This is a genomic window from Nocardioides sp. IC4_145 (assembly GCF_011250565.1).
Classification (GTDB): domain Bacteria; phylum Actinomycetota; class Actinomycetes; order Propionibacteriales; family Nocardioidaceae; genus Nocardioides.
This window is the reverse complement of sequence record NZ_JAANMS010000004.1, coordinates 1-21102: the sequence shown is the minus strand read 5'-3', so window position 1 is coordinate 21102 and position 21102 is coordinate 1. Positions and strand designations below refer to the sequence as shown.

The following is a 21102-nucleotide window of genomic DNA, read 5'->3' as shown; positions in this document are numbered from 1 at the left end:
TCGTTGGGCTTGCTGGTCACCTATGTGCGCTCAGGGCTCCGGTGCGATCACACGGCGCGACTCGGGCGTGATGCGTGCTCTGCGAGCCAGGTCGAGGGGTCGACGTTGTCGGGGCCGTAGATGGAGCCGTTCTTGAGGTGGACCTCGAAGTGGAGGTGGCAGCCGGAGACGTTGCCCTCCTTGCCGACCTGGCCGATCGGCTCGCCGGCGGCCACGGTCTGGCCGCGGCTGACGTTGACGGTCTGCATGTGGGCGTACCAGGTGGTCAGGCCTCCGGGGCCGGTGGTGACCTTGACCAGCTGCGGCCCAGCCCAGGAACGCTGTGTGGTGTCGATCTCGATGGTGCCGGCGTGGGCGGCGTAGACGGTGGTTCCGCAGGGTGCGGAGAAGTCGGTGCCGGTGTGCCACCTGGACCAGAAGGGACCGGTCTCGTGCCAGTTGTGGTTGTCGGTGCCGATGTACTGCGCGGGCACCGGGTAGACCACCTCGTCGCAGGAGGCGCCCTCGAGGCCGACCGGCTGGACCAAGGCGCCGGGCTTGACGTTGATGTGCACGTGGTCGAGGTGGTTCTCGGTAGTGCTCCCCCGGTCCTCCATCGGCCGCCAGCCCTCGCCTGCGCGGGCGACCGACCAGATCCGCTGGTACCAGATGATGTAGTCGATGCCGAGCTTCTGGGCATTGGCCTTGGCGTAGGCGGCGAGACGGTCGCCCTGCGCACGGCCCGCCGCGTTGAGCGGCACCATGAAGTCGGCCGCGAGCCCGGCCGGGTGGCCGTTGGGGTCGGTGGCGCTCTCGCGGTAGCCGCCGACGGTCTTGATGTCGAACATGGGACCGAGGATGTTGACCAGCTGGGTCAGCTGCGGCTTGACCGGGCCGAGGTTGTACTTGGCCTCCGCGGTGCCGGAGTCGACTGCGCACCCGGCGCTGCTGCCGGCGGTGGTGGCGGTCACCAGCGGGTGGTCAGCGATCTTGCTGGCCTGGGTGCTGGTGTCGACCGCGGCGCTAGCCCAGGTGAGGTTGGCGCCGTAGACGTGGTCGATCGCCGCGTCCTGCTTGGGCTTCTTGCAGGGGTCGGCAGAGCCGCCGAAGGCGTTGCTCAGCTCAGGGGTCAGTGCGCAGTGCGAGGAGTTGTTGCCGTCCTTGCCGTCGTTGAAGTCGCCCAGGATCACCGCAGGGGTGCCGGTGCCGGCGAGCTCGGTCATCGTGGCCAGCTGGCGGCGCAGCGCCTCCTGGCGGTGCCCGGCGGCGTTTCCTTGAGTGTTGGCCGGGTTGTGGATGCTCCAGACCCAGATCACCTGCCCGGTGGTCGTCGAGGTCAGCTGCACCAGGGGCATGCCGACGTCCTTGCCGCCGAAGTACGGGATGTCGACGAGGCGCCCGTCGGTCTGCTCCCACTCGTTGCGGTCCCAGATCACCCGGTTCTGTGCCTTCCCGCTGGCCGGGTAGATCCCCCACTTGGCCGCGTACTGGTTCTCCAGCGCTTGGGCCTGCGGGCCATGCACCTCCTGGAGGCCGGTGATCGTGACGCCGGCGTTCTCAATCGTGCGCATGGCGCCGGGCAGTCGCTTGTCCCAGGTGTCGTACCCGGGCCGCTCCCCCGGCTTGTCGGTGTGGCCGGCGCCGAGCAGGTTGAGGGTGCCGACGGTGATGGGGTTGACGGTCTCGCCCTGGCAGTTGGCGACGTTCGTGGTGGAGCCGTCGTCGGGCAGGTCCGGCAGGTCGCCGCCGAGCAGATCGGTGATGTCGCCTGCGACGTCCTCCCACTGGGCGTAGGCGTCGGGGTAGCCCGAGCGCTGGACGGCCTGCGCGGCCTGGGTGAGCGGCATGTTCTGCCAGCCGGGGATGTCGAGGAGGCCGGGGTTGCCGGTGTGCTGGGCCTGGCCGAAGAACGCGCGGGCCGCGAGGACGGGGTTGGTGATCTCGGCCCGGCTTCCCCAGCCGGCCGAGGGGCGTTGCTGGAACAGGCCGCCGGAGTCGCGGTCACCTCCGGTGAGGTTGACCAGCTTGGACTCCTGGATCGCGGCGGCGATCGCGATCTGCAGCCCGTAGCGGGGAATCTCGAGGTCGCGGGCGACCTGGGCGATGGTGATCGCGTTGCGGGCCTGCTCGGCGGTCATGGTCGGGTAGTTGGACGCGAACCGCAGGCGCATCAGCTGGGCGAGCACGTCGCCGGCCGGCGGCTCGGCGGACGTCCGGGCGGTGGTCGCCGCGGGCACGATCGCGTCGGTCGTGGTGGTGGTGGTGGTCTCGGGCGCGCTCTCCGGGCCGGCGCCGTTCATCGCGATGCGAGCCGAGAGCCAGTGGTGGTCCGACACCATCGTGCCGTCCCAGCCCTGCACGACCCGGGCGCCCTGGTGGTGCGGGAAGAAGATGAAGTCGACTCCGTGGTTGTGCCATCCGTAGCCGGCGGCCTTCATCTTCGCGGCCGCCGTCCAGGGGATGTCGGTGTAGGAGGCCTGGGTGTTCATGTCGCCGCCGATCAGCACCGGACCGTGGGCGGCCAGCGAGTTGCGCAACTGCAGAAGGATGTCCATTCCGGCGCCGTACTGCTGAGGCCGGGTCAGCGGCGGGTTGCCGTGCTGCTTCGGCCAACGGTGCGGGTTGGTCATGTGGTGGGTGGAGACCACCGAGACCACGGAGCCGTCGGCGCGGCGCAGCATCACCCATGTCGCGAAGCGGTCCCACGTGACCGGCCGCCCGTCGTAGAAGGTCTTGTCGTCGTCGACGAGCTGGACCCGGCCGCCGTTGACCTTCGTCCAGGTCGAGCTCTTCCAGAGCACGACGTTGCCCATGGCCTGCTCGGCGCCGGTGCCGGTGCCGGCCGGGGCTGCCACCCGGAAGGCTGAGTAGCCCGGCGTGGCGGCTTCGATCTGCTCCAGGCTCCAGCCGCTGGCCTCGTTGAGGGTGACGAACTCGGGGTTCTGGGACAGGACCTTGGGCATGGAGGCCCGGAACCCGTCGAGGCCGGAGCGGCGCGGGATGTTGGCCTGCGCCATGGTGATCTTGTCGTTGACCGGGCCGCCCACCGGGCCGTCGATGGCTCCGAGGTCACCGAGCTCGGTAGGCACGGTGCCTTGGCTGCTCTGGGTGCGGCACTCGGCGGCCGCGGTGGTCGTCATCACCACCATCAGCGTCACGAGGAACGGCAGCCCCATGAAGATGATCAGGACGGGCAGTCCCGCGAGCAGCAGCTTCTTCATGACAGGTCAGTCCCGAGGTCGCGCGCGCTCAGGCGGCGGACTCGATGGCCTCGTTGGTGTAGTAGAGCTTCTTCTCCAGCGGGTGGAGCACCGTCTGGACCTTGTAGGTGGCGTCGCCGATGCACCACAGGGCGCGGCCCTTGTCCTGCATGGCCCACCCGGAGACGAGGTCCTGGGCGATCGGGCCGAGCCCGAGCATGGAGTCGAGCTCGCGGGCGACACGGGGCTTCTGGGCACCGAGGATCTTGATGTCGGCCAGCTCGAGGAGGTCCTTGGCGATCATCGCGGCCTGGGAGTCGGCGTCGCCGACCGAGAGCAGGTCGGAGGGCTTGTGGAGGTTGCAGAACTGGATGTCGCCGCCCTTGCCGGCCATGCCGCGTGAGAGCCGCAGGTCGGCGTCGAAGCTCGCCACTGCGGCGGTTCCGAGGCGCATCTGCTTCCAGACCTCGTCGCGCACCACGATGCGCAGGTCGCCTGGCTCGGCGATTTCCCGCAGACCACGCCCCCAGGAGTTCATGCACAGCAGCGCGATGCCCACGGCCTCATCGCCCAGGCCGTCGAGCCGGGAGAGGCTGAACGACTGGATCGGGGCCCGCCAGTCGACCTCGATGTTGGTGAAGTCGTCGAAGAGGCCGGCGAGGGTGCCGGTGACCAGCTCGCCGAGCGCGTTGCGCAGCAGCCGGGTCTCGTCGAGGAACTGGCGGGTGTTCGCGTATTCGCAGGCCCGGACGAGCTCCTCGGTGGGGTTACGGAGCAGGTCCCACAGCCGCGGGATGGTCGTCTCCTGCAGGACGCTGTTGCCGGCGGCGTAGCCGGTGAGGATCGCCAGCGCGTTGCGCACGACGTCGCTCTCGTCGGGGCCGAACGGCACCCGGCGCTCGTCGTCGATCTTCATGCTGCCGACCAGGCCTCGGACCAGGACGAGCCACCGCTTGAAGATGATCGTGGCGCGGCGCTGCGCCTCCTCGGCCGAGAGCTTCTCCCACCCGTCGCCGAGCGGCCCCATGGACAGCGGGTTGACCCGGGCCCAGAAGCCGGGGGCGATGACGAAGGGGTCGACACCGAGCGCGCGGCACAGCGACTCGTACTCGTCCTTGACGTCGCCAGTGACCAGGGTGCGGTAGCCGAACGGCATCATCCGGGTGCAGAACGCCTTGGTGGTGCCGGACTTGCCACTTCCCGGCTTGGCGAACTGGAAGATGTTGGGGTTGGTCGCGGGCACGTCGTCGCGCAGCACCCAACCGAACGGGTCGCAGTAGAAGCTGCCGCCGGAGAGCTGGTCGACGCCCATCTGGGCGCCCGTCGGGGGCAGGGCGGGAGCGGAGACGAAGGGCCAGAACACAGGGGCCTGGTCGCTGGTCATCCGCCAGGCCATCGCCGGAGCGGTGGCGGCGGCCCAGCCTCGGCCGCGGCGGGTGGCACCGCGGCGCGGCGCGTAGCGGAAGAGCCGGGGCTCCTTGGCCTCCGGGGCGAGCGTGGGGATCGTGGGCAGGTCGTGCCCGAAGTCGGAGAGCAGGGCAGCCATGTCGCGGCCGCCACGGCGGTTCCGGCGGGTGGTGGTCATCAGGCGTCTCCGCTCCGGGTCAGGCTCGTGCCGAGGGGGATGGTGGACGCGGCGAACCCGACGTCCTGGGCGAGGTCGAGGCGCAGCGGTGCGAACCCGGCGCGTCGGACCGAGGCGTCCAGGCGGCGCCCGAACTCGGTGCTCCGCATCGACTTGGGGACGGTGACCGTGCACACGCCGTAGGGCCGGGTCAGCGAGTTGCCGCGGGCCAGCTTGGCGTCCAGGCCGCGGGCCTTGTGGGCTTCGTCGCGCTGCTTGGCGCGGGTCCTGCGGCCGAGCTTCTCGTTCATCCCCTCGGCCAGGTCGGCGGCCCACTCGGCGTTGCCGGACTGCCGGTCGGCCTTGGTCTGGGAAACGATCGGGTACGCGACGACGAACGATCGCCGCTCACCGAACTCGCTGGGGGTGAGGATCGGTGCCAGGGCACCCATCGCGACGCCGCGGGTCGGCAGCTTGATGGTGGCGCTGACCGAGTTCCAGGCGTCGTGGCTGTAGTGCCGCACCGTGGCGTCGGCACCCGAGGGGCCGGCCATCGCCCACGGGACGTCGGCGTTGACACTCGGGTCCTTCTCCCGGAGCGAGAGGGCCTCGACGATGCCGGCGCGGTCGCCGGGGGCGAATCCGGTCCGGCAGGCCAGCGCGAGCTCGGGGCTGGTGAGCCAGCGCACCGTCGTCATCCCCATCGGGCCGCGCAGCTGGGCCTCGATCTCGGCCATGAGCAGGTAGAGCTCGCGGCAGCGGCCCTCGAAGCCGCCCCCGGACTCTTTGGCCGACCTCGCGATCCGGGTCTCCGGGATCACGATCGTCACGAACTGCTCGGTGCGCACCGATGCCTGGGTCAGGCCGTGGGCCAGGTCGCTATTGACGACCTCCGACAGCTCCGGGGCGTTGGGGCGGCGGTGGCGGTTGACCCACAGGTCGCGCTCGGCGCCGTCCTCGGGGACGGTGCGCACCATGAAGAGGATCTCGTCGACCTTCTCTGTGCGACCGGCGACGTCGAGCAGCCCGGCCAGCGCCTCGCCGTAGCGGGCGCGCTCTTCGGTGTCCTTCATGCCGATGCCGGGGTGCACGATCGAGGCCGTGACCGCCCAGGTCTTCATGGCGTGGTCCTCGATGATCGCTACGCGCTGCAGCTGCGAGCCGTGCGGCGGGCCGTCGTGGATCTGGACGCCCTGGAGGACCCCGGGCAGGTCCGGGGTGTCGAGGTCGTCGCCGCGGCCCTGGGTGGCCTTGGCGCGGAACGAGGTCCAGCCGAACAGGCCGCCGACGGCGTACATCGTCGAGGCGAACACCCAGCCGGTGGCCGAGCGGCCGCGCACCGGGATCACGGTGATGGCCAGCAGGAACACCCAGACCAGGGCGAACAGAAACGCGGAGAACCACGCTCCGCGGCTGATTGCCCAGAACGCCGGCAGGCTGGCCAGCGCCAGGAACATCAGCTGGCCTCCGGAGAGGCCGAAGAACCAGCCGATGCGGTCGCGCTGGTAGTCGGCGTAGGTGGTCATCGTCGGCTTCCCTTCTGGTCAGTGAGATCGGTGGGTGTCGATCGGCGCTCGAGGTGGGGCGGTCGGCGCATCGGTTACACCGCCACCGGTGGGATGCCGCCAGCTGCCGCGCCGGCGCCGCCGGCACCTCCTGCTGCTCCCCCGCCGCCGGCGGCCGGGGTCTTGGGAGCGGCGTCAGCTCCTCCGCCGCCCTGGCCGCCTGAACCGCCGCCGGGTCCGCCGCCGGTGGGCAGCGTCGGCGGGGTGGGCGGCGCAGGAGGCGTGGGCGGGGTCGGCATCGACGAGTCCTCGTCGCTCTGGTCGCCGTTCTGCGACCCGGGGTGGGTCCCGCCCTGGCCGCCGGACTGGCCACCGGACTGCCGTCCACCCAGGCCGCTGAAGTCGGGGCCGTAGGTGCTCTGGCCGACACCGGCCTGGTTGGTCTCGTCCGACATCAGCGAGGTCGCCTTCGCGCCGGCGGAGTTGATCCAGCCCATGCCGGTCGACAGGGCCTGGCCGACCGGGCCGAAGCTGCCCAGGGCGCCCTGGGTCGACTTGCTGAACCGGTCGCCGGTCGAGGCTTCGGCGCTCTGCTCGCCCGAGGTGCGGCCGTTGGCGTCGGTGCTCGACGCAGCCGACGGGCCGCCACCTGCGCCGCCGCCGCTGAGCAGGCCCTGGAGGCCGCCCTGGATGGCCATGCCCTGGCGGAACGACGCGCCGCTGGGGGTGCCGGGGTCGACGAAGGCCAGGAGCTTGAACAGGGACAGCGGGGCGACGACGCTGATCAGGATCGTCATCACGGCCGGCAGCGCGGTGCCGAACGCCTTGGCGGTGTCCTCGGCCAGGTGGGCGGCGACTCCGTTGGCGAACTGCACGCCGATGCCCAGCACCATCACCATCAGCACCGGGGTGAACGCCGCGGCGTGGAACCAGCGCAGCGACTTCCAAAACCAGGAGCGGGTGAACTCCGAGACCAGGCCGGCGGCCGCGAGCGGCCCGGTGGCGGTGAGCACCAGCAGGGACGCCGCGCGTGCCAGGTAGACCAGGACGTGCCCGATGGCGGCCAGCCACAGGAAGATCCCGAGGAAGGCAAGAGCGGTGGCCACGCCGGCGTCGGTGATGTCGTCGATGCCGAGTCCGCCCAGCGGGTCCCAGTCGGGCCAGGTCTGCACCTTGAGCAGCGACTTCATCAGCGCCTTGGTCAGCGCCCCGCAGGCCGCGATGATCATGACGCAGTACCCGAACCAGCAGGCGCACACCAAGACGAACTGGCCGGACCCGATGAAGGCCCGGGCGAGGCTCTTGCCCTCGCGCTTGAAGGCCGCGGCGCCGAGCTGGATCATCGCCAAGATGACCACCAGGGCCAGCGCCAGCCACAGGGTGAAGGCGTAGACGTCCTTGCCCGGGCCGTCGGCGCTCAGGTCCGGAGTCAAGAACAGCTCACTGAACGTGAGCACGATGCGCAGCACGAACAGGCCGGAGTTCCAGATCGCGAGCATGGCCGCGGTCCAGGCGTCGGCCGCGGCCTTGGCGATGACGTCGCCGATGGCCTCGAACGGGTTGGGGATGTCGCCCAGCCCGGGGATGCGGCCGCCGAAGAGGTCACCGACGTTCGGCAGACCGGGGATCCCGGGCAGCCCAGGGACGCCCGGAAGCCCGGGCAGTCCGCCGATGTTGCCGCAGATCGCGTCGAGGATCCCGCAGCCGTCGGGGAGCAGATCTCCCGCGCCGTCGAGCAGGTCGCCGGCACCGTCCTTCACATCGCCGGCGGCGTCCTTGCCGCAATCGATCGGGTCCTTGGCGCAGTCGACGGCGTCGCCGCCGAGGTCGCACAGGGCGTCGGGCCCCGGGCAGCCCATCTTGAGGTTGCGGGCCGGCAAGGTGCCGCTGGTCGCCACCGGGGCGACTAGAGCGAGGTGCGCCGTGCTGGCGGCCGGCTCGCTGGCCGCTGCGGCGGGAGGCTGGAGGGTCGAGGCAGCTCCGAGGAGCGTGGTGAGCGCCAGGAGCGCCAGGGCGGCGATGCCGAGTCGGCTCGCCCGGCGCACGGCGGTGATGACGGTGTTCACTGGGGAGCTCCGTTGATCCGGATCCAGCCGGCCTTCTCGAACTCGGGGGTGCCGGGCGCCACCGCCTGCGGCTGGCCCTCCGAGACCAGGTGCTCGATGTCCGCTTCGCTGCCCTGGACCAGTCGCCAGTCACCGTCGAGCCACCGCATCAGCTGGGTGCCGGCGTAGAGGCTGTCCTTGACCTGGCCGTCGGCGGTGGTGAGGGTGACGTAGCTGAGCAGGTTCACCGCGTAGTAGCCGGTGTCGAGCTGCTCGAGGGTGTAGGCGACCGGGGTGACGGCGTACGACGCGGGGGCGGGCACGTCGCCCTCCTTCGCGACGCCGGCCTGCTGGCGGCGCAGCGCGACCGCGGCGCGGGAGCGCTCCTCGAAGACGGCCTTGTCCTCGGGGTTGGCGTAGAGGCGGGCGACGGTGACGGCCTGGTCGTAGTCGAACCCGAGCTGTGCCTTGGCCAGCTCGACCTGCAGCGCCACGGCGCCCAGGTCGGTGGCCGGGAATCCGGTCGGGTAGCCGTCGACCTGGTCGTCGCCGGTCGGGATCACGACGCCGTCGGCCGGTGCGGTGTCCGGTGCGACCTGCTCGACCGATGCGTTCTCGACCGTCTGGCTCGAGTTGTCCCCGCCGGTGGTGTCGGGGCCGCCGGAGTCGTCGTCGGCCCGGGTGCGAGCACCGAGCCAGACGACGGTGGCCACCATGCAGGCGATCGCCACCAGGATGCCGATGCGCACCAGGGTTGCCCGCAAGTCGTCGTTGCCGGTCCTCAGGTTCTTCATCAGTGGTCCCCTTCGATGTGGTCAGGGTCAGTGGTGTCGTCGGTCGACCAGGTGCGCCAGCCGGCCTCGTGGGCGAGCTGCGTGCCGGGCCAGGTCGCGGGGGCGGGTGCGGGCGGGGCGCCGGGGGCGACCATCCAGCGGCCGCCAACCCACTGCATGCGCTCGCAGTGGGCGAAGGCGATCTGGCCTTCCTGCTTGTAGGAGGCGGTGACCCTCATCAGCACGCAGACGGTGGTCCAGTCGGGCCCGTCGGTGCCCTTCACGAGCGCGGCGGCGGGCTCGAGGGAGACCGAGGAGCTGGGGTCCTTGACCTCGCCCATTCCGGTGCTGGTCAAGAAGGCCTGGACGCTGGCGGTGATCCACCACTCCTCGGCGCGGACCCCGCCGGGCAGGGCCCAGGCGTTGTAGACCTCCGCGGCCGTGGTCAGGCTCATCGACTGCAGCACCGCGAGGTCGATCTGCGCGAGCTGCCCGATCGCGCCCTCGGGGGTGTGCGGGAACCCGGTCATCACGAACGCCGGTCCGTTCACACCGGTGCCAGCCGGGATCTTGATGAGGGGCGCCTTGGCGCTGGTGGTCTCGGCCGGGAAGGCGGCGTTCTCGGGAACGGCCAGCATCGGCTCGGCCGCTACCTGGTCGCGGTGCACGGCACCCTGGGCCACCGTCGAGCGGTCGGTCTCGCCGGTGGCGACGTCGGTGTTGGCGCTGGCTTCCTCGCCGATCCCGGCGACGGCCAGGTAGACCGCGTAGCCGAGGCCACCGAGCAGGAGCGCAGCCACGACGACGGCGGCGACCAGGATTCCGAGCAGGCGGCGCCGGCCCCACTCCGTGGCGCCTTCGGCCTTCTTCGTGGCTGCGCGCCGCATCAGATGCAGCCCTTGCCGAGGATCCCGTTGAGCATGCCGGGCAGGACCAGGTAGGCGATCGCGCAGGCGAACACGACCACCACCGAGATCACCCCGACCTTGGAGGCGTGCGGCAGGGAGAACACGCGGCCGGCGATGATCGCGCCGATGGCGATCACGATGCCGAGGCCGAACAGGACGATGACGCCCCACAGCACGTAGCTGGTGATCTCGTTGGTGGGTCCGACGGCACCCGGCGGCGCCTTTGGGCAGACCTGGGCGGCCATCGGGAGGAGAGCGGTCATGACGTCCATGGGTAGACTTCCTTTCTGGGTTTGCTGACCCGGCGCGGGTCAGGCGCTTTCGCTGGTGTCGGTGGGTAGGTGGGCGGGCTCGAGCAGCTGACGGGCTGCCGAGATGAGGGGGGCCGGGACGGGCCGGGAGTCCAGGCCGTTGACCTCGAGCTCGCGGTCCTCGGGGATCTCCACGCACCGGTCCGCGACCAGGGCGCGGCGTACGGCGGGGCCGCCGGCGTGCTCGAGGCCCCGGGGCCACTTCTTGCGGCGCGGCCCACGCACGGCGAGGGCGATCTGCTCGGGCTGCCAATGGTTGGCCAGCAGCTCGAGGGCGACCGAGGCGCGGCGCATCCCGGGGACGGTGGCGGTGGTGACCAGGACGACCTGGTCGGCGGTGCGGACGGCCTCGGCGAGCCAGCAGTCGGTGGCCAGCAGCTGGCCGGCTTCCCAGCCGACATCGAGGATGGTCAGCTGGGTCTCGTTCTCGGCGTCGATCGGCAGCGGGATCTCGTCGACGCCGGCGAGGACCTCGCTGGCCCGCTCGAGCAGGACGTGGTCGCGCTTGCCCTGACGCCAGTCGGTCGGGTGCAGGCCGAGCTCGGCGGTGCTTGCGGCGGCGAGACCAGAGGCGGTGACCGAGCAGCACTCGATCACCCGGACCGGGCCGGCGGCGGCCAGGCCGGCTGCCAGGGCGATGGTGCTGGCTCCGACCGACCCGGCGCATCCGATCACCGCGATGGTGTGCTCCCCCGCGGCTGGCGACCAGTCGTCCGCGGCGGCGGTGCCGCGGCCGCGGGGTCCCTTGCTGGCGCCGGCGCCGGTGCGGAACTCGCCGGCGTTCACGGCGTCCCAGGCTCGCTTGAGCTCGTCGACGCCGACCGGGCGGCTTGAGGTCTGGGTGCTCACTTGGCCTCCCCGATGCCGCCGCGGCGGAACTCGAGCGCGGCACGGACCTCAGCCGGGGTCAGGCTTGCCAGCTGCGCCTTGGCGGCCTGGACTTCGTGCAGCTGGGCGACGCAGCCGGTGAGCTGCTCGATCGCCTCGGTCTCGCGGCCGGCGATCGCGAACAGCTCGGCGATCTTCTTCGGCGTCCGGCGCTCGCGGTCGTCCTGGGTGTTTGTCATGGGCTTCACCACCTCCAGTCGCCTATGTGTCGTGGGGCGGTGGGAGCGATCACGGTTGCGCTCATTCGTCATGGCCGAACTTCCTCGGGGCGGCCGCGGCGAGGGCGCGCATGCTGCGCGAGCCGTGGCGACGGACGGTTGCCTCGGACACCCCGACCCGCGGCGCGACCCGGCTGGACACCTCGTTGCTCAGCAGACCGCCGTAGCCGCGGGCGAGGTTGCGGGTCTCGACCCGGTCGGCCTCGTCGACCAGGCACAGCAGCAGGTACCGGTCGGCCGGGCTGATCACCTGGTTCTCGCAGGCCCACGCCAGCAGCTCCAGCAGCTCCTCGGTAGCCGAAGGCTCCTCCTGCTCCGGACCGGCGTCGGCGAGGATCTCGGGACGGTGGAACAGGGCGCCGGCAACCCGTTCGGTCGGCATAGCGGCGGCGCTCCACGCTCCTGCGTCGCCGTCGGCCAAGTCGCCGGATGAGAAGGACTCCACGAGGGTGGTGTTCGCCCACGTGCGGTCGGCCCGGGAGACGTAGAAGAAGTCCCCGACCTCGCGGAGGACGCCGACGCGGGTGTTGATCAGGATGTTCGCGGCGACCTTGTGCAGCCGGCGCCACTTGAAAGTCCGGACCTCGATCCACAGCTGGGAGGCCACGAGCTCGTCGATCCGCTCGACGGCCGACCAGGAGCCTGCCGCGACGGGCTGGCTGTCGCGGAAGACCTCGCGGGGAGGGAGGGTGCTCAGCCAGCCGGCGAGCCGGCACGCGCCGGGCAGCAGGCACTTGGCGAGCGCGGCCGCGGCGGCGATGTCGTCGCCGCCATCGGGAGCCGCCAGCATGGCCAGCGCCAGGAGGACCGCGTCAGAGGCTGCGCTGTCCACCGAGGGCAGCCAGGCCCGGAGGTCGTCGAACTCCTCGACGACTCCAAGCCGCGGATCCGCGGCCACCCAAGCTGGCCACTTCTGGCGGGCCTGGTCGAGCAGTTCGCTGTTGTCGTCGAGGCCGAGATGGTCACCCACACTCATCGACTCGCTCCTTTCGTCCGTGGCTGTGCACGGCAGAAAGGTCGCGAGCGGGCGTCCCCGCATCCGTCCCCTCAACCCCCCGATTTGGAGGGGGGACACAGAGGGGGGACGCGCGTTTCCGCAGGTCAGAGGGCGTCCCCCCGAAAGTTGCAGAAACTTCTTGACCAGGGTGACGCGGGGCCTATTTGTGCGCGGTTGTGGAGCTGCAAGCCAGAGCGAGGCGATCGACCTGCCGCGCCAAGAACACTGAACTAGTAGAGATTGGGTTAGCCGATGGCACGCAGCGACGCTCACTCTTCGGCGGCCGGTTCTCGTGCTCCCGACCTGCCAGATGATCTACCTTCTGAGTCAGTTGAGGAGGTGTCGGCGGTGCCGAGACGAGGAGACAGCCTGGAGACCAGGTGGACTCGCTGGCCACACACCAAGGCCAAGCACGACCTGCTGGTTCGCTACCTGGGGGCGTGGTTCCCGATCATGGGCCGGTCGGTGCGCAAGGCGATCGTGCTCGATGCGTTCGCCGGCCCCGGCAGGTACGACCACGGTGAGGAGGGGTCGCCGATCCTGGTGCTCAATGCGCTGCTCGAGCACAAGGACTTCGCCAACTGGTCCAATTGCGAGTTCGTGCTGCTGTTCAACGAGCTCGACCCCGAGCGGTTCGAGTCGCTGGAGGATGTGCTCGGCGAGCTGCGTACGGCCAACGACCCGTGGCCGGCCAACGTCCGCCTGCTCGACCCGCAGAACCAGTCCTTCGACGAGCTCGGCCGCCAGATGCTCGACAGCCTCAAGGGCAACAACATGGCGCCGACGTTCGCGTTCATCGACCCGTTCGGGTACAAGGGGCTGCCGCTGGACCTAGTCGCCGAACTCGTCAGCTTCCCGATGTGCGAGCTGTTCATCTACTTCGACTTCAACTCGGTCAACCGGTTCGCCACGGCGAACGTCGTCGACAAGCACTTCGACCGGCTCTTCGGCACCAACGAGTACCGCAACGCTCCGCCGGCCGGCGACCCGGCACGGCAGCAGTTCCTCCACGACCTCTACGAGCGGCAGCTCAAGCAGGCCGCCAACTTCGCCCACGTCCGCAGCTTCGCGATGGTCAACGACACCGGGCACATCGGGAACTACATGTTCTTCTGCACCCGCAACCGGCGGGCCTTCGACCTGATGAAGGGCGCGATGTGGAAGATCGACCCGTCAGGGGAGTACCGGTTCGAGGACAGCCTCGCCGGCCAGGACGTGCTCTTCGAGGACGAGAACGCCACCGGCCCGCTGCGCGACCACCTGCTCGAGAACTACGCCGGCAAGACCGTCCCGATCCAACAGCTCGTCGACCACGTCATCGACGAGACGCCCTTCCACAGCGGCCAGGTTCGGCGCCAGACCCTCGCGCCCATGCAGCGAGAGGGGCTCATCAGCGCGACGGGGCAGCAGCGGAAGTGCACCTACCCCGAGGGCGTCTCGGTGGTGTTCCCCGCCTAGACGCTGGCCAGCTGCGGCATCGCGTCCCAGGTACGGCCCTCGAGCTCGCGGCCGTTGGCCTTCGGCGTGCGGCCACCCCACTGCTTGAAGAAGAACGCAACACCGGCCTCCATGCACTGGTCGCGGATGTCGAGCACCCAGTCGGGATCCATCGGCCGTGCCCGCGGACCGGACTCCCCACCCACGATGCACCAGTCGATCCCCTCGAGGTCTATCGCCGGCAGCGCGGTTATCAGCGGCTCACACGACAGGAACTTCACAGCGGCCGGCGTCGCACGGAGGTGGTCGATCCGGTCGACGGCGTCGAACGACTCGACCGAGACCCCCATCCACACGTTGTCCGGCCAGGTGAGCTTGTCGGCGACCTTGGCCAGCCGTGAGGCGCGCTTGGTGAGCACCTGGTAGGTGTGCTGCGGCGTCTCCGCCATCACGTCGAAGACGTCGCGGACGAAGCTGATCGGCACCTTCGCGTGGAACAGGTCGCTCATCGAGTTCACGAACACGACCTTCGGCGACCGCCACTTCCGCGGCTGTTCGAGCGAGCCCGGATGGACCGTGACTCCGAAACCGGGCCCGGAGGTGCGCGGGTCGCCGTCGTTCTGGTACTTGGCGACGCCCATCGCCTTGAGGCGCTTGGCAAGGGCCAGTGCGTAACAGTTGTCGCAGCCCGCGGCGACGCGGTCGCAGCCGGTGACTGGGTTCCAGGTGACTTCGGTCCACTCGATCGAACTATTAGTCGCCACGGTTCGCTCCTCAGAAAGGCGGCTCATCGTCACAGTAGTGGGACCCACCGACCATGTCGGGGAGGCCGAGCACTCGGGCCCGGCTCCGCGAAGGCGCTCGGCGACGCCGCGCACTCTGTATGGCCCCCCAGCAGATGCCCGGCTCTTGCGACGTCGTGCGCGCGAGGGGTCACCCGAGGGTGCGCGCTACGTCAGCGGCCTGCCTCCTCTTCCGTGCCAGCCGCGACAGCAGCAGGCGTACGACTAATCGAGCTTCGCAAGTCAGACGGTTTTTCCGTACGGTTCGCGGCCCTGCTGGCCTACCGTCGAGACCATGACCGAGAACGCCACCGATCAATTGCCCGACGACCACCTCGAGGTCCGCGACCTGTCGTACGACTTCACGCGGACGCGCCAGATGTACGACCTGTTCAAGCAGTCTCTTTTCGATCCCGGCTTTGACTCTCCCGGCGACGCGCCGGCGCCGGATCGCCTCGAGCTCTACATGAAGATCCGCGCGCGCGGCGCCGGCTACGTGGCGGACTTCGTCTACACGTCGCGAGACCTCCCGGTCCGGGTCTACGGGATCCTGGTCAACCGCGGCCGCGGCCTGGAGGTTGCGGAACTCGAGCTCTTCAAACTGACCTGGAGATACGAGGATGGTGGCGACGAGGACCGCGCTGCAACCGACCATGATCCCGGCACTGAGCCGGGCCAGCTCGTCACGAGCGATCTCCTTCGCCGCATCCCTCTCGGCAAGATCGTCGCTCGCGCTCAGGCGACTCTCGCCCAGGACGACTGGCGTAGTGAGGGCGTCACCCAGCTCGGCCTCGACGGCCGGCGAGACATCGCGGTAGAGGACCTCCTGCCCGAGGAACTCAGCGCATTGGAGACTGCGACGAGCTCTTCCGCAGGCAAGCGCCGCGGCCGACCGGGCCTACCGGACACGCTGCTCGAGGACGTAGCGCGCGCGTACCTCCAGGAAGCCGCCGACGGGCCTGGGCTAACGGGTCGGCTCGCCACGAAGTTCGGGCGCCCCGAGCCGACCGTGCGGGACTGGATCGGCACCGCACGACGGCGCGGCTTCCTGTCGCCGGGACAGCCAGGTCGGCGCGGCGCTGGCCCGGGTCCCCGCCTCGTCGACCGCCAGGAAGGCGGCACCCAAGTCACATGACTGGGCCCGCTGTCACCCCAACCCGTGATCCCTAAGGTCTAGGTTCGCGCGTTGTCTTATTCATCTGCGCAGGCGAGCCACCCCATGCTCTACTTCTCGCGAGCCCCAGGTGACCCGAGACGCCTGGGGCTCTTTCACGTCCAGCAGCGGCAGCACGAGCATTCTCACTTCAGCGGGGCCCGGTGCCTGCGGCCGCGCATGGGCAGCGAACGACACAGGTCCCCGTCCTGCTGTGAGGACGGAGACCTGTGTCGGTGATCGGTCGGCTAGTACAGGATCACTGGGTCAGCACCTGGGCCTCCCCGATGCGGATCGGGAGCGGCTCGGTGGCCAGGTCGAACTCGATGGTTCCGGACTGCCCGCCACCGGTCCACTCGACCACCCAGTGACTGGCCGCGGTGACCTGGTACGCACCCTCGGGCTGGTTGGTCGACATCTTCGCGTAGCGGTGCCCGCAGGTCGGGGAGTCCTGCTTGCCGTAGTGATCGGCGTACGGCGTCCCCTTGCCGGTGCAGGTCACCTTGGTTCCGTCGCCCATGTTCCACACGATGCTGGAGACGCTGGCGGTGGCGCTGACCGAGACCGGCCCTTCGCTGGCGGACGCGGTGATCGGTCCGAACGTGTCATCGGTCGGGCTGTCGACCCACATCCACACCGGCAGGCCAACGAGACCAACCCGGTTGGCGCCCGACTCGGGGACGATGCCAATCGTGATCGGGTCCAGGTCCATCGATGCAATGGCCCGTTGAGCCAGCACCTCTGGATCGATGGTCACTGTGCCGTTCTCGATCCACATCAGTTCCCACGAGGACCCGGGCGGGGGAAAATAGCAGACGTGCCAGGCGCCGTCCTCCTCGGTCTGCCCGGGCGGCGGCTCGGTCTCGTCTGCGGGGAACGCCTCTCCGACGTAGCACCCGTGAGCGCTGCTCCAAGTCGATCCTTCTGGGCCAGTGCAGGGAATCTCGTTGCCTTGGTACGAGCACGTTGACGAGCCTCCATCACCAGGATCGTTGTCCTCGTCGCCATCATCGCCGGGGTCCTCACACACGAGCACTACCTCACCGGTGTCCGGATTGGTCTCATAGTGGCAGTTTTGGTCGCCATCAGCGGCGGCCGGCGACGAGCCCCCAATCGTGACCAGCCATGCGGCGGCCACGATCGCGGCGAGCGCCCGGGCTAGCACGACTTGTCCCAAAGCACGTTTGAGCTGTTGACGAGCCAGCGGCCCTTCTGCTTGATCAACTCGTACTCGATCGGCACCGGGTTTCGCAGGGGGTTGCCCTCGGGGTCCTTAGGTTCGGGAACCGGCTTGCCGTCCTTCGTGCGCTCGACTCCGCTGCGGTCCTCGCAGTCGGTGATAAGCACTTGCGAGCCGCGGTCGCGCGGCTCGTCGAGCAAGTGAACGTACTCCCCCGTGACCTTGCTGCCGGAGCGCTCGATTCCAGAGACGTTCTGCTGAAGGTTCAGGAACTCCTGTCCAGTTGCGACCTTGTTGAGGCGCTTGAAGTCGATGGTCGCGGCACGGAGTGCGTCGTCACGAACTTCGAGGTAGGTGGTCAGTTGCGCGGCAGCCTTCTCCTCAGGAGTCATCGGGGTCGGCGAAGCGCTGGTCGGCGTTTCGGTCGGGGTGGCGGTTGGAGTGTCCTCGGCCTCGGGGTCGGTGCCGTCGTCCGAGCAGCCCGTGAGGGTCAGGGCGAGGGCAAGGGCCACTCCCCCGAGTGCGGAGTGGTGCTTCCTCATGCGGTGTCTCCTCCTGTGTTGGGCGGCGCCATGACTGATCGCTGGCTGACGTCGGTGGCAATGTGCTCGAGGTGTTCTTCGGCGGCGTCGACGAGCTCGGCCAGCGAGCCGTTGTCGGCGGGTTCGATCCCGAACCTCTTGTCGGCGTTGTAGAGCGTGCGGATGGTGTCGCGCACGAACACGGCCCGCGCGACGCGGCGGGCGTCGAGGTCGGGGCGGTCGCCGCCGGCCGCGACGTAGCGGCCGGTGAGCTCCTGGTCGAACGTGGTCATGCGCTGGTGCTCCCTTCCCGAGTCAGCTCGCGAGCCAGCCGTGGTTACTGATGATGGTCTTGGTGCGTTCCGACAGTTCCAGCGGGGCGTCGCCGTCGTCGGACCGGTTGCAGATCTCCTCGCGGAGGATTCGGTCGGCCTCGAGCTGGTCGCCCTCGGCCTTCATGACGTGCGCCAGGCACAGGCGGGTGCTCTCGCCGTCAGGGTCGGCCCGGTTGGCGACGTAGGCGGCGGAGCGGGCCTTGACCAGGTCGCCTGCGGCGAGAGCCTCGGTGACGACGATGAGGGCGACGTCGGCGATCCAGCCAGAAGCCATGAGGTCGACGCGGTCGGGCTCGTTGACGAGCCAAGACCATCCCTCTTCACGCAGCTGGCTGAACGGCTTCGCCTCGCCGACCAGCTCGAGCGCGGTGCAGAGGTCGGCGACGCCTTCCGCGCCGCCCCGGGCCTGCCCGCGCTTGCGCAGTCGGAGGAAGAGGTGGAGGTCGACCAGGAGGCCGTCATCGACCTGGTAGACGTTGACGCCGCGGAGCTTGGTGGCAGGGGCCTTGTCGGCGTGGGGCAGGTGGGGCTCTCCAGTGGTCGGGTTGGTGCCCAGCCATTCGCGGACGGTGTTGGTGTAGTCGCGCACCTTGCCGGGGGTGATCCCGAATGCTTCGCCGATCTCCTCGCGGGTGGCTCCGTGTTTGCGGTGCAGGGCCAGGTACGCGAGGAGCTCGGTGAAGTAGGGCTTGCGCTTGGCCAGGGCCTTGCCGTGGGTGCGCGCGGTGACCGGACCGAGCAGGCTGAGCCGTGGACGGTCGCAGTCGGTCGAGAACCAGTCGGCGATGTCCTGGTCGAGAGTGGGGTCGCTCTGCTCGACCTCGGCTCGGACGTGCTCGGGCACCTTCGGCGCCAGCGTCTCGAGGTCCTCCTGCACGATCGCGCTCTGACGGATGTAGTCCTCGTCGTCGCCCTCCAGGAGGGAGGACAGCGGCTCGTCGACGGTGTCCGCGGGGGTGTTGCGCGGCAGGGTGTACTCGCGGCGCAGTGCCCCGGACTGGTCGGTGTAGGCCTCCCAGCCGTCGGTGACGGTCTCGTCGACCGGCACGGGGACGTCCTCGGCGACCTCGCTCTGTGCGTAGACCAGGGCGCAGCCGCGGGCTTCGTCGCTGGTGAGGCCGACGGCGATGAGGTTGAGGCCGGCGTGCTCGAGGACGACGCGGCCGGTGTTCGTCATGTGCAGGACGGCGCCCGGTGTGTGGGGGCGTTCGCCGGCGACGACGATGGAGGTGGCGGACTGCCCGACGTGGTTGGTGACCAGCTGCAGCAGCTGCTCAAGGTCCTCGGGGTCTCCGGCCGCCGCGTCGAGCAACAGCATCCGGGCGGGCCAGGTGTCGTCGTCGACGCTGCCGGTGCGCGCCGTGGACACGTCGGTGTCGTGTCGCTTCGCCCGGTCGACCGTGGTGACGGCGGCCGCGAGGGCTTCCGCGGTCGCGGGTGACCCGGCTGCTCCGGTCGGGTAGTAGCTGATCCGCTCGTCCATGGCGACGGCTTCCTCAGCCACGCCGATGCAGTCGACCTGGACGCGGCGCGACCACGGGTTGACGGCGAGCTGCGCGGCGAGGTGGCGGGCGAAGTCCCGGCCGTAGGTCGGGTCGCCGCTAATGGTGAGTGTGGACAGCTCCTCGCAGTTGAGCAGCCACGTCTCCCCTGTGTCGCTCATGCCGATGGTGGCCAGGAGCGGGTAGGGCGGCTCGACGTTGCCGGTGTCGGGGCCGAGCTCGTCGACGGCGGTGTCCGTGCTGACGTGCCAGTGGGTCTGGTCCGGGCTGCCCACCCAGGGCGCCGGGACTGCGGCCGGTGCGCTCAGGTGCAGGGTCAACTTGCCGTGCCCGAGCTCCACGGCAGCGAGCGGCGGCATCGTGGTGCCCTGCGCGCCGACGGCGGCCGCGAGGCGGCGCAGCGCCTCGTCCGCGAACTCCACGGTCGCCGCGGCCGCGGCACCGGTGGCGTTCAGGGTCATCTCGACCGGCGCGAGCTCCGGAGGCGGCGCGGCGATCGCGCGGCCGGGCGTCCGGTTCCGGTAGCCGGCGCGGCGGCGGGACCGCAGGGCCGTGAGCAGCGCCCCGGACAGCAGGACGCCCCCGCCGGTCAGACCGGCGAGGACCCACGGCGCGTCGAGGATCGAGTCGTCAGCGTCGTCGACCTGGTCGACGTCGGCGGCCGGCGCCGCCGGCTCCTCGGCTTGGGGCGGCGCGTCGGGCACGGCCGTCTCGGGTACCTCGGGCACCTCAGGCTCGTGGGCGACCGGCGGCTCCTCCTCGGCCGGCGGGTCGACGGGCCGCTGGTCCTCGGGGCTGGCGGGCGTCTCGGGCTCGACGTCGCGCGGCTGCTGGTGCCGGGTGTCGTCGTGACTACCCCCCTGCTCGGCGCCGGGGATGTTGAGCTTCCAGCCGACGTCGATGACGTCGGGGTCGGTCAGCTGGGCCCCGCCGGGCTGGGTGATGCCGGTGGAGGCCTGGTAGATCTCGGGCCAGCGGTCGGCGTCGCCGAGCTGCTCTTGGGCGATCTCGCTGAGGGTGTCGGTGGGCTGCACCGTGTAGTCGTGCGCCGGTGCCCCGCCGTTGAGCGCGGGCAGCTTTAGTACCCAACCGGGCTCGAGGAAGCTCGGCTGCGCGCCGAGGAGGTCGCGGTTGAGTTCGACGAGCTCCTTGTAGCGGGCACCGTCGCCGAAGTGGTCCTCGGCGATCGACCACAGGCTCTCCCCCGGCTTCACAGCGTGGTCGACGGTCCTGCGCTGGCGCTCCTGCTTCGTCTCGACCTTGACGTCCTGCTGGGCGGGTGCCTGGTCGGCGGCACCGGCGTTGACATGTCCCACCGTCACCGGCGCCGCGGCGGCCGTGGTGATCGTGGCTGGCTGGGCGGCGATGGGCGCGGCGATGAACAGCAGAGCGGCGAGGCCGATGAGGCCGCGTGCTGCGGCCTGCGGCCGGCCCAGGCCCGGCAGCTGGGGCGCCTGGACCTTGCGGAGCCGTGCGATGGCCTCCACGACCAGGCTCAGCGCCATGAAGGCCCACGCGACCCAGCCGATCACCTTGAACAGGCCGAGGACGAGGGTGCCGTCGTCGGGCGCCATGAGCGCGTTCTTGATGCCGTCCAGGGTCGGGACGTGGTCCGGGATTGGGCTGGCACCGATCGCGAGGAATAGTGCGGGCAGCCCGAGGACGATGCCGAGTACGGCGACCGAGGCTGCGAGGCCGGTGAGCCGCTGGCCCAGGGTGGGATGGGTGGGCGTGGTCATCTCTCGATGCCTCCTTCGGCGCGGATGAGCCGCGCGGACGCCTCCCCGGTGACCTGCATCGTGTC

The 21102-nt window shown here is 70.2% G+C and carries 17 protein-coding genes; 2 read left to right on the top strand and 15 right to left on the bottom strand.

Annotated elements, in window-relative coordinates; genetic code table 11:
- Positions 1–47 precede the first annotated feature (47 nt).
- The 10 genes from G6553_RS03200 to G6553_RS03155 form a co-directional block, all read right to left on the bottom strand.
- Positions 48–3200: a peptidoglycan DD-metalloendopeptidase family protein gene (locus G6553_RS03200; protein WP_166189125.1), complete on the bottom strand. Its 3153-nt coding sequence runs from the start codon at positions 3198–3200 to the stop codon at positions 48–50.
- Between the two features lie 28 nt (positions 3201–3228).
- Entirely contained in the window at positions 3229–4764 is a 1536-nt protein-coding gene (locus tag G6553_RS03195; RefSeq protein ID WP_166189123.1) for an ATP-binding protein, read from the bottom strand.
- Entirely contained in the window at positions 4764–6269 is a 1506-nt protein-coding gene (locus G6553_RS03190; protein WP_166189121.1) for an SCO6880 family protein, read from the bottom strand. The genes G6553_RS03195 and G6553_RS03190 overlap by 1 nt, the downstream gene beginning before the upstream one ends.
- A 74-nt stretch (positions 6270–6343) precedes the next feature.
- A complete protein-coding gene (locus G6553_RS21995) occupies positions 6344–8314 on the bottom strand; it encodes a type IV secretion system protein (protein WP_166189119.1) in 1971 nt (656 codons plus the stop codon).
- Positions 8311–9087: a hypothetical protein gene (locus G6553_RS03180; protein ID WP_166189118.1), complete on the bottom strand. Its 777-nt coding sequence runs from the start codon at positions 9085–9087 to the stop codon at positions 8311–8313. Before G6553_RS03180 ends, G6553_RS21995 begins: the two co-directional genes overlap by 4 nt.
- Positions 9087–9953 (bottom strand): hypothetical protein, encoded by an 867-nt coding sequence (locus G6553_RS03175; RefSeq protein ID WP_166189116.1) that lies wholly within the window; start codon positions 9951–9953, stop codon positions 9087–9089. The genes G6553_RS03180 and G6553_RS03175 overlap by 1 nt, the downstream gene beginning before the upstream one ends.
- A complete protein-coding gene (locus G6553_RS03170; RefSeq protein WP_041547548.1) occupies positions 9953–10237 on the bottom strand; it encodes a hypothetical protein in 285 nt (94 codons plus the stop codon). Before G6553_RS03170 ends, G6553_RS03175 begins: the two co-directional genes overlap by 1 nt.
- Before the next feature lie 48 nt (positions 10238–10285).
- Complete coding sequence (locus tag G6553_RS03165) at positions 10286–11134, bottom strand: hypothetical protein (protein ID WP_166189115.1); 849 nt, start codon at positions 11132–11134, stop codon at positions 10286–10288.
- A complete protein-coding gene (locus G6553_RS03160; protein ID WP_166189113.1) occupies positions 11131–11352 on the bottom strand; it encodes a hypothetical protein in 222 nt (73 codons plus the stop codon). Before G6553_RS03160 ends, G6553_RS03165 begins: the two co-directional genes overlap by 4 nt.
- Positions 11353–11413: 61 nt before the next feature.
- Positions 11414–12367 (bottom strand): hypothetical protein, encoded by a 954-nt coding sequence (locus G6553_RS03155; RefSeq protein WP_166189111.1) that lies wholly within the window; start codon positions 12365–12367, stop codon positions 11414–11416.
- 369 nt (positions 12368–12736) lie between these two features.
- Between G6553_RS03155 and G6553_RS03150 the strand changes: the two genes are divergently transcribed.
- Positions 12737–13846, top strand: coding sequence for a three-Cys-motif partner protein TcmP (locus G6553_RS03150; RefSeq protein ID WP_166189110.1), 1110 nt, complete (start codon positions 12737–12739; stop codon positions 13844–13846).
- Here the strand turns inward: G6553_RS03150 and G6553_RS03145 are convergent.
- The gene (locus G6553_RS03145) at positions 13843–14616 is read right to left on the bottom strand and encodes a phage Gp37/Gp68 family protein (protein ID WP_207619303.1); all 774 of its coding nucleotides are present in this window, start codon (positions 14614–14616) and stop codon (positions 13843–13845) included. The two genes, G6553_RS03150 and G6553_RS03145, sit on opposite strands and share 4 nt — an antisense overlap.
- A 286-nt stretch (positions 14617–14902) precedes the next feature.
- Here G6553_RS03145 and G6553_RS20620 point away from each other — a divergent pair, with 286 nt between their 5' ends.
- On the top strand, positions 14903–15742 hold the full coding sequence (locus G6553_RS20620; RefSeq protein WP_207619302.1) for a hypothetical protein: 840 nt from the start codon (positions 14903–14905) through the stop codon (positions 15740–15742).
- A 277-nt stretch (positions 15743–16019) separates the two neighbouring features.
- On the opposite strand, the gene G6553_RS03135 is transcribed toward G6553_RS20620, so the two are convergent.
- Genes G6553_RS03135 through G6553_RS03120 form a run of 4 tightly spaced genes read right to left on the bottom strand, consistent with a single transcriptional unit; the run spans position 16020 to position 21037 of the window.
- Positions 16020–16925 (bottom strand): hypothetical protein, encoded by a 906-nt coding sequence (locus G6553_RS03135; protein WP_166189108.1) that lies wholly within the window; start codon positions 16923–16925, stop codon positions 16020–16022.
- A complete protein-coding gene (locus tag G6553_RS03130) occupies positions 16919–17482 on the bottom strand; it encodes a hypothetical protein (RefSeq protein WP_166189106.1) in 564 nt (187 codons plus the stop codon). Before G6553_RS03130 ends, G6553_RS03135 begins: the two co-directional genes overlap by 7 nt.
- Entirely contained in the window at positions 17479–17754 is a 276-nt protein-coding gene (locus tag G6553_RS03125) for a hypothetical protein (RefSeq protein WP_166189104.1), read from the bottom strand. Before G6553_RS03125 ends, G6553_RS03130 begins: the two co-directional genes overlap by 4 nt.
- 22 nt (positions 17755–17776) lie before the next feature.
- Positions 17777–21037: a LysM peptidoglycan-binding domain-containing protein gene (locus G6553_RS03120; protein WP_166189103.1), complete on the bottom strand. Its 3261-nt coding sequence runs from the start codon at positions 21035–21037 to the stop codon at positions 17777–17779.
- Between the last annotated feature and the right edge of the window lie 65 nt (positions 21038–21102).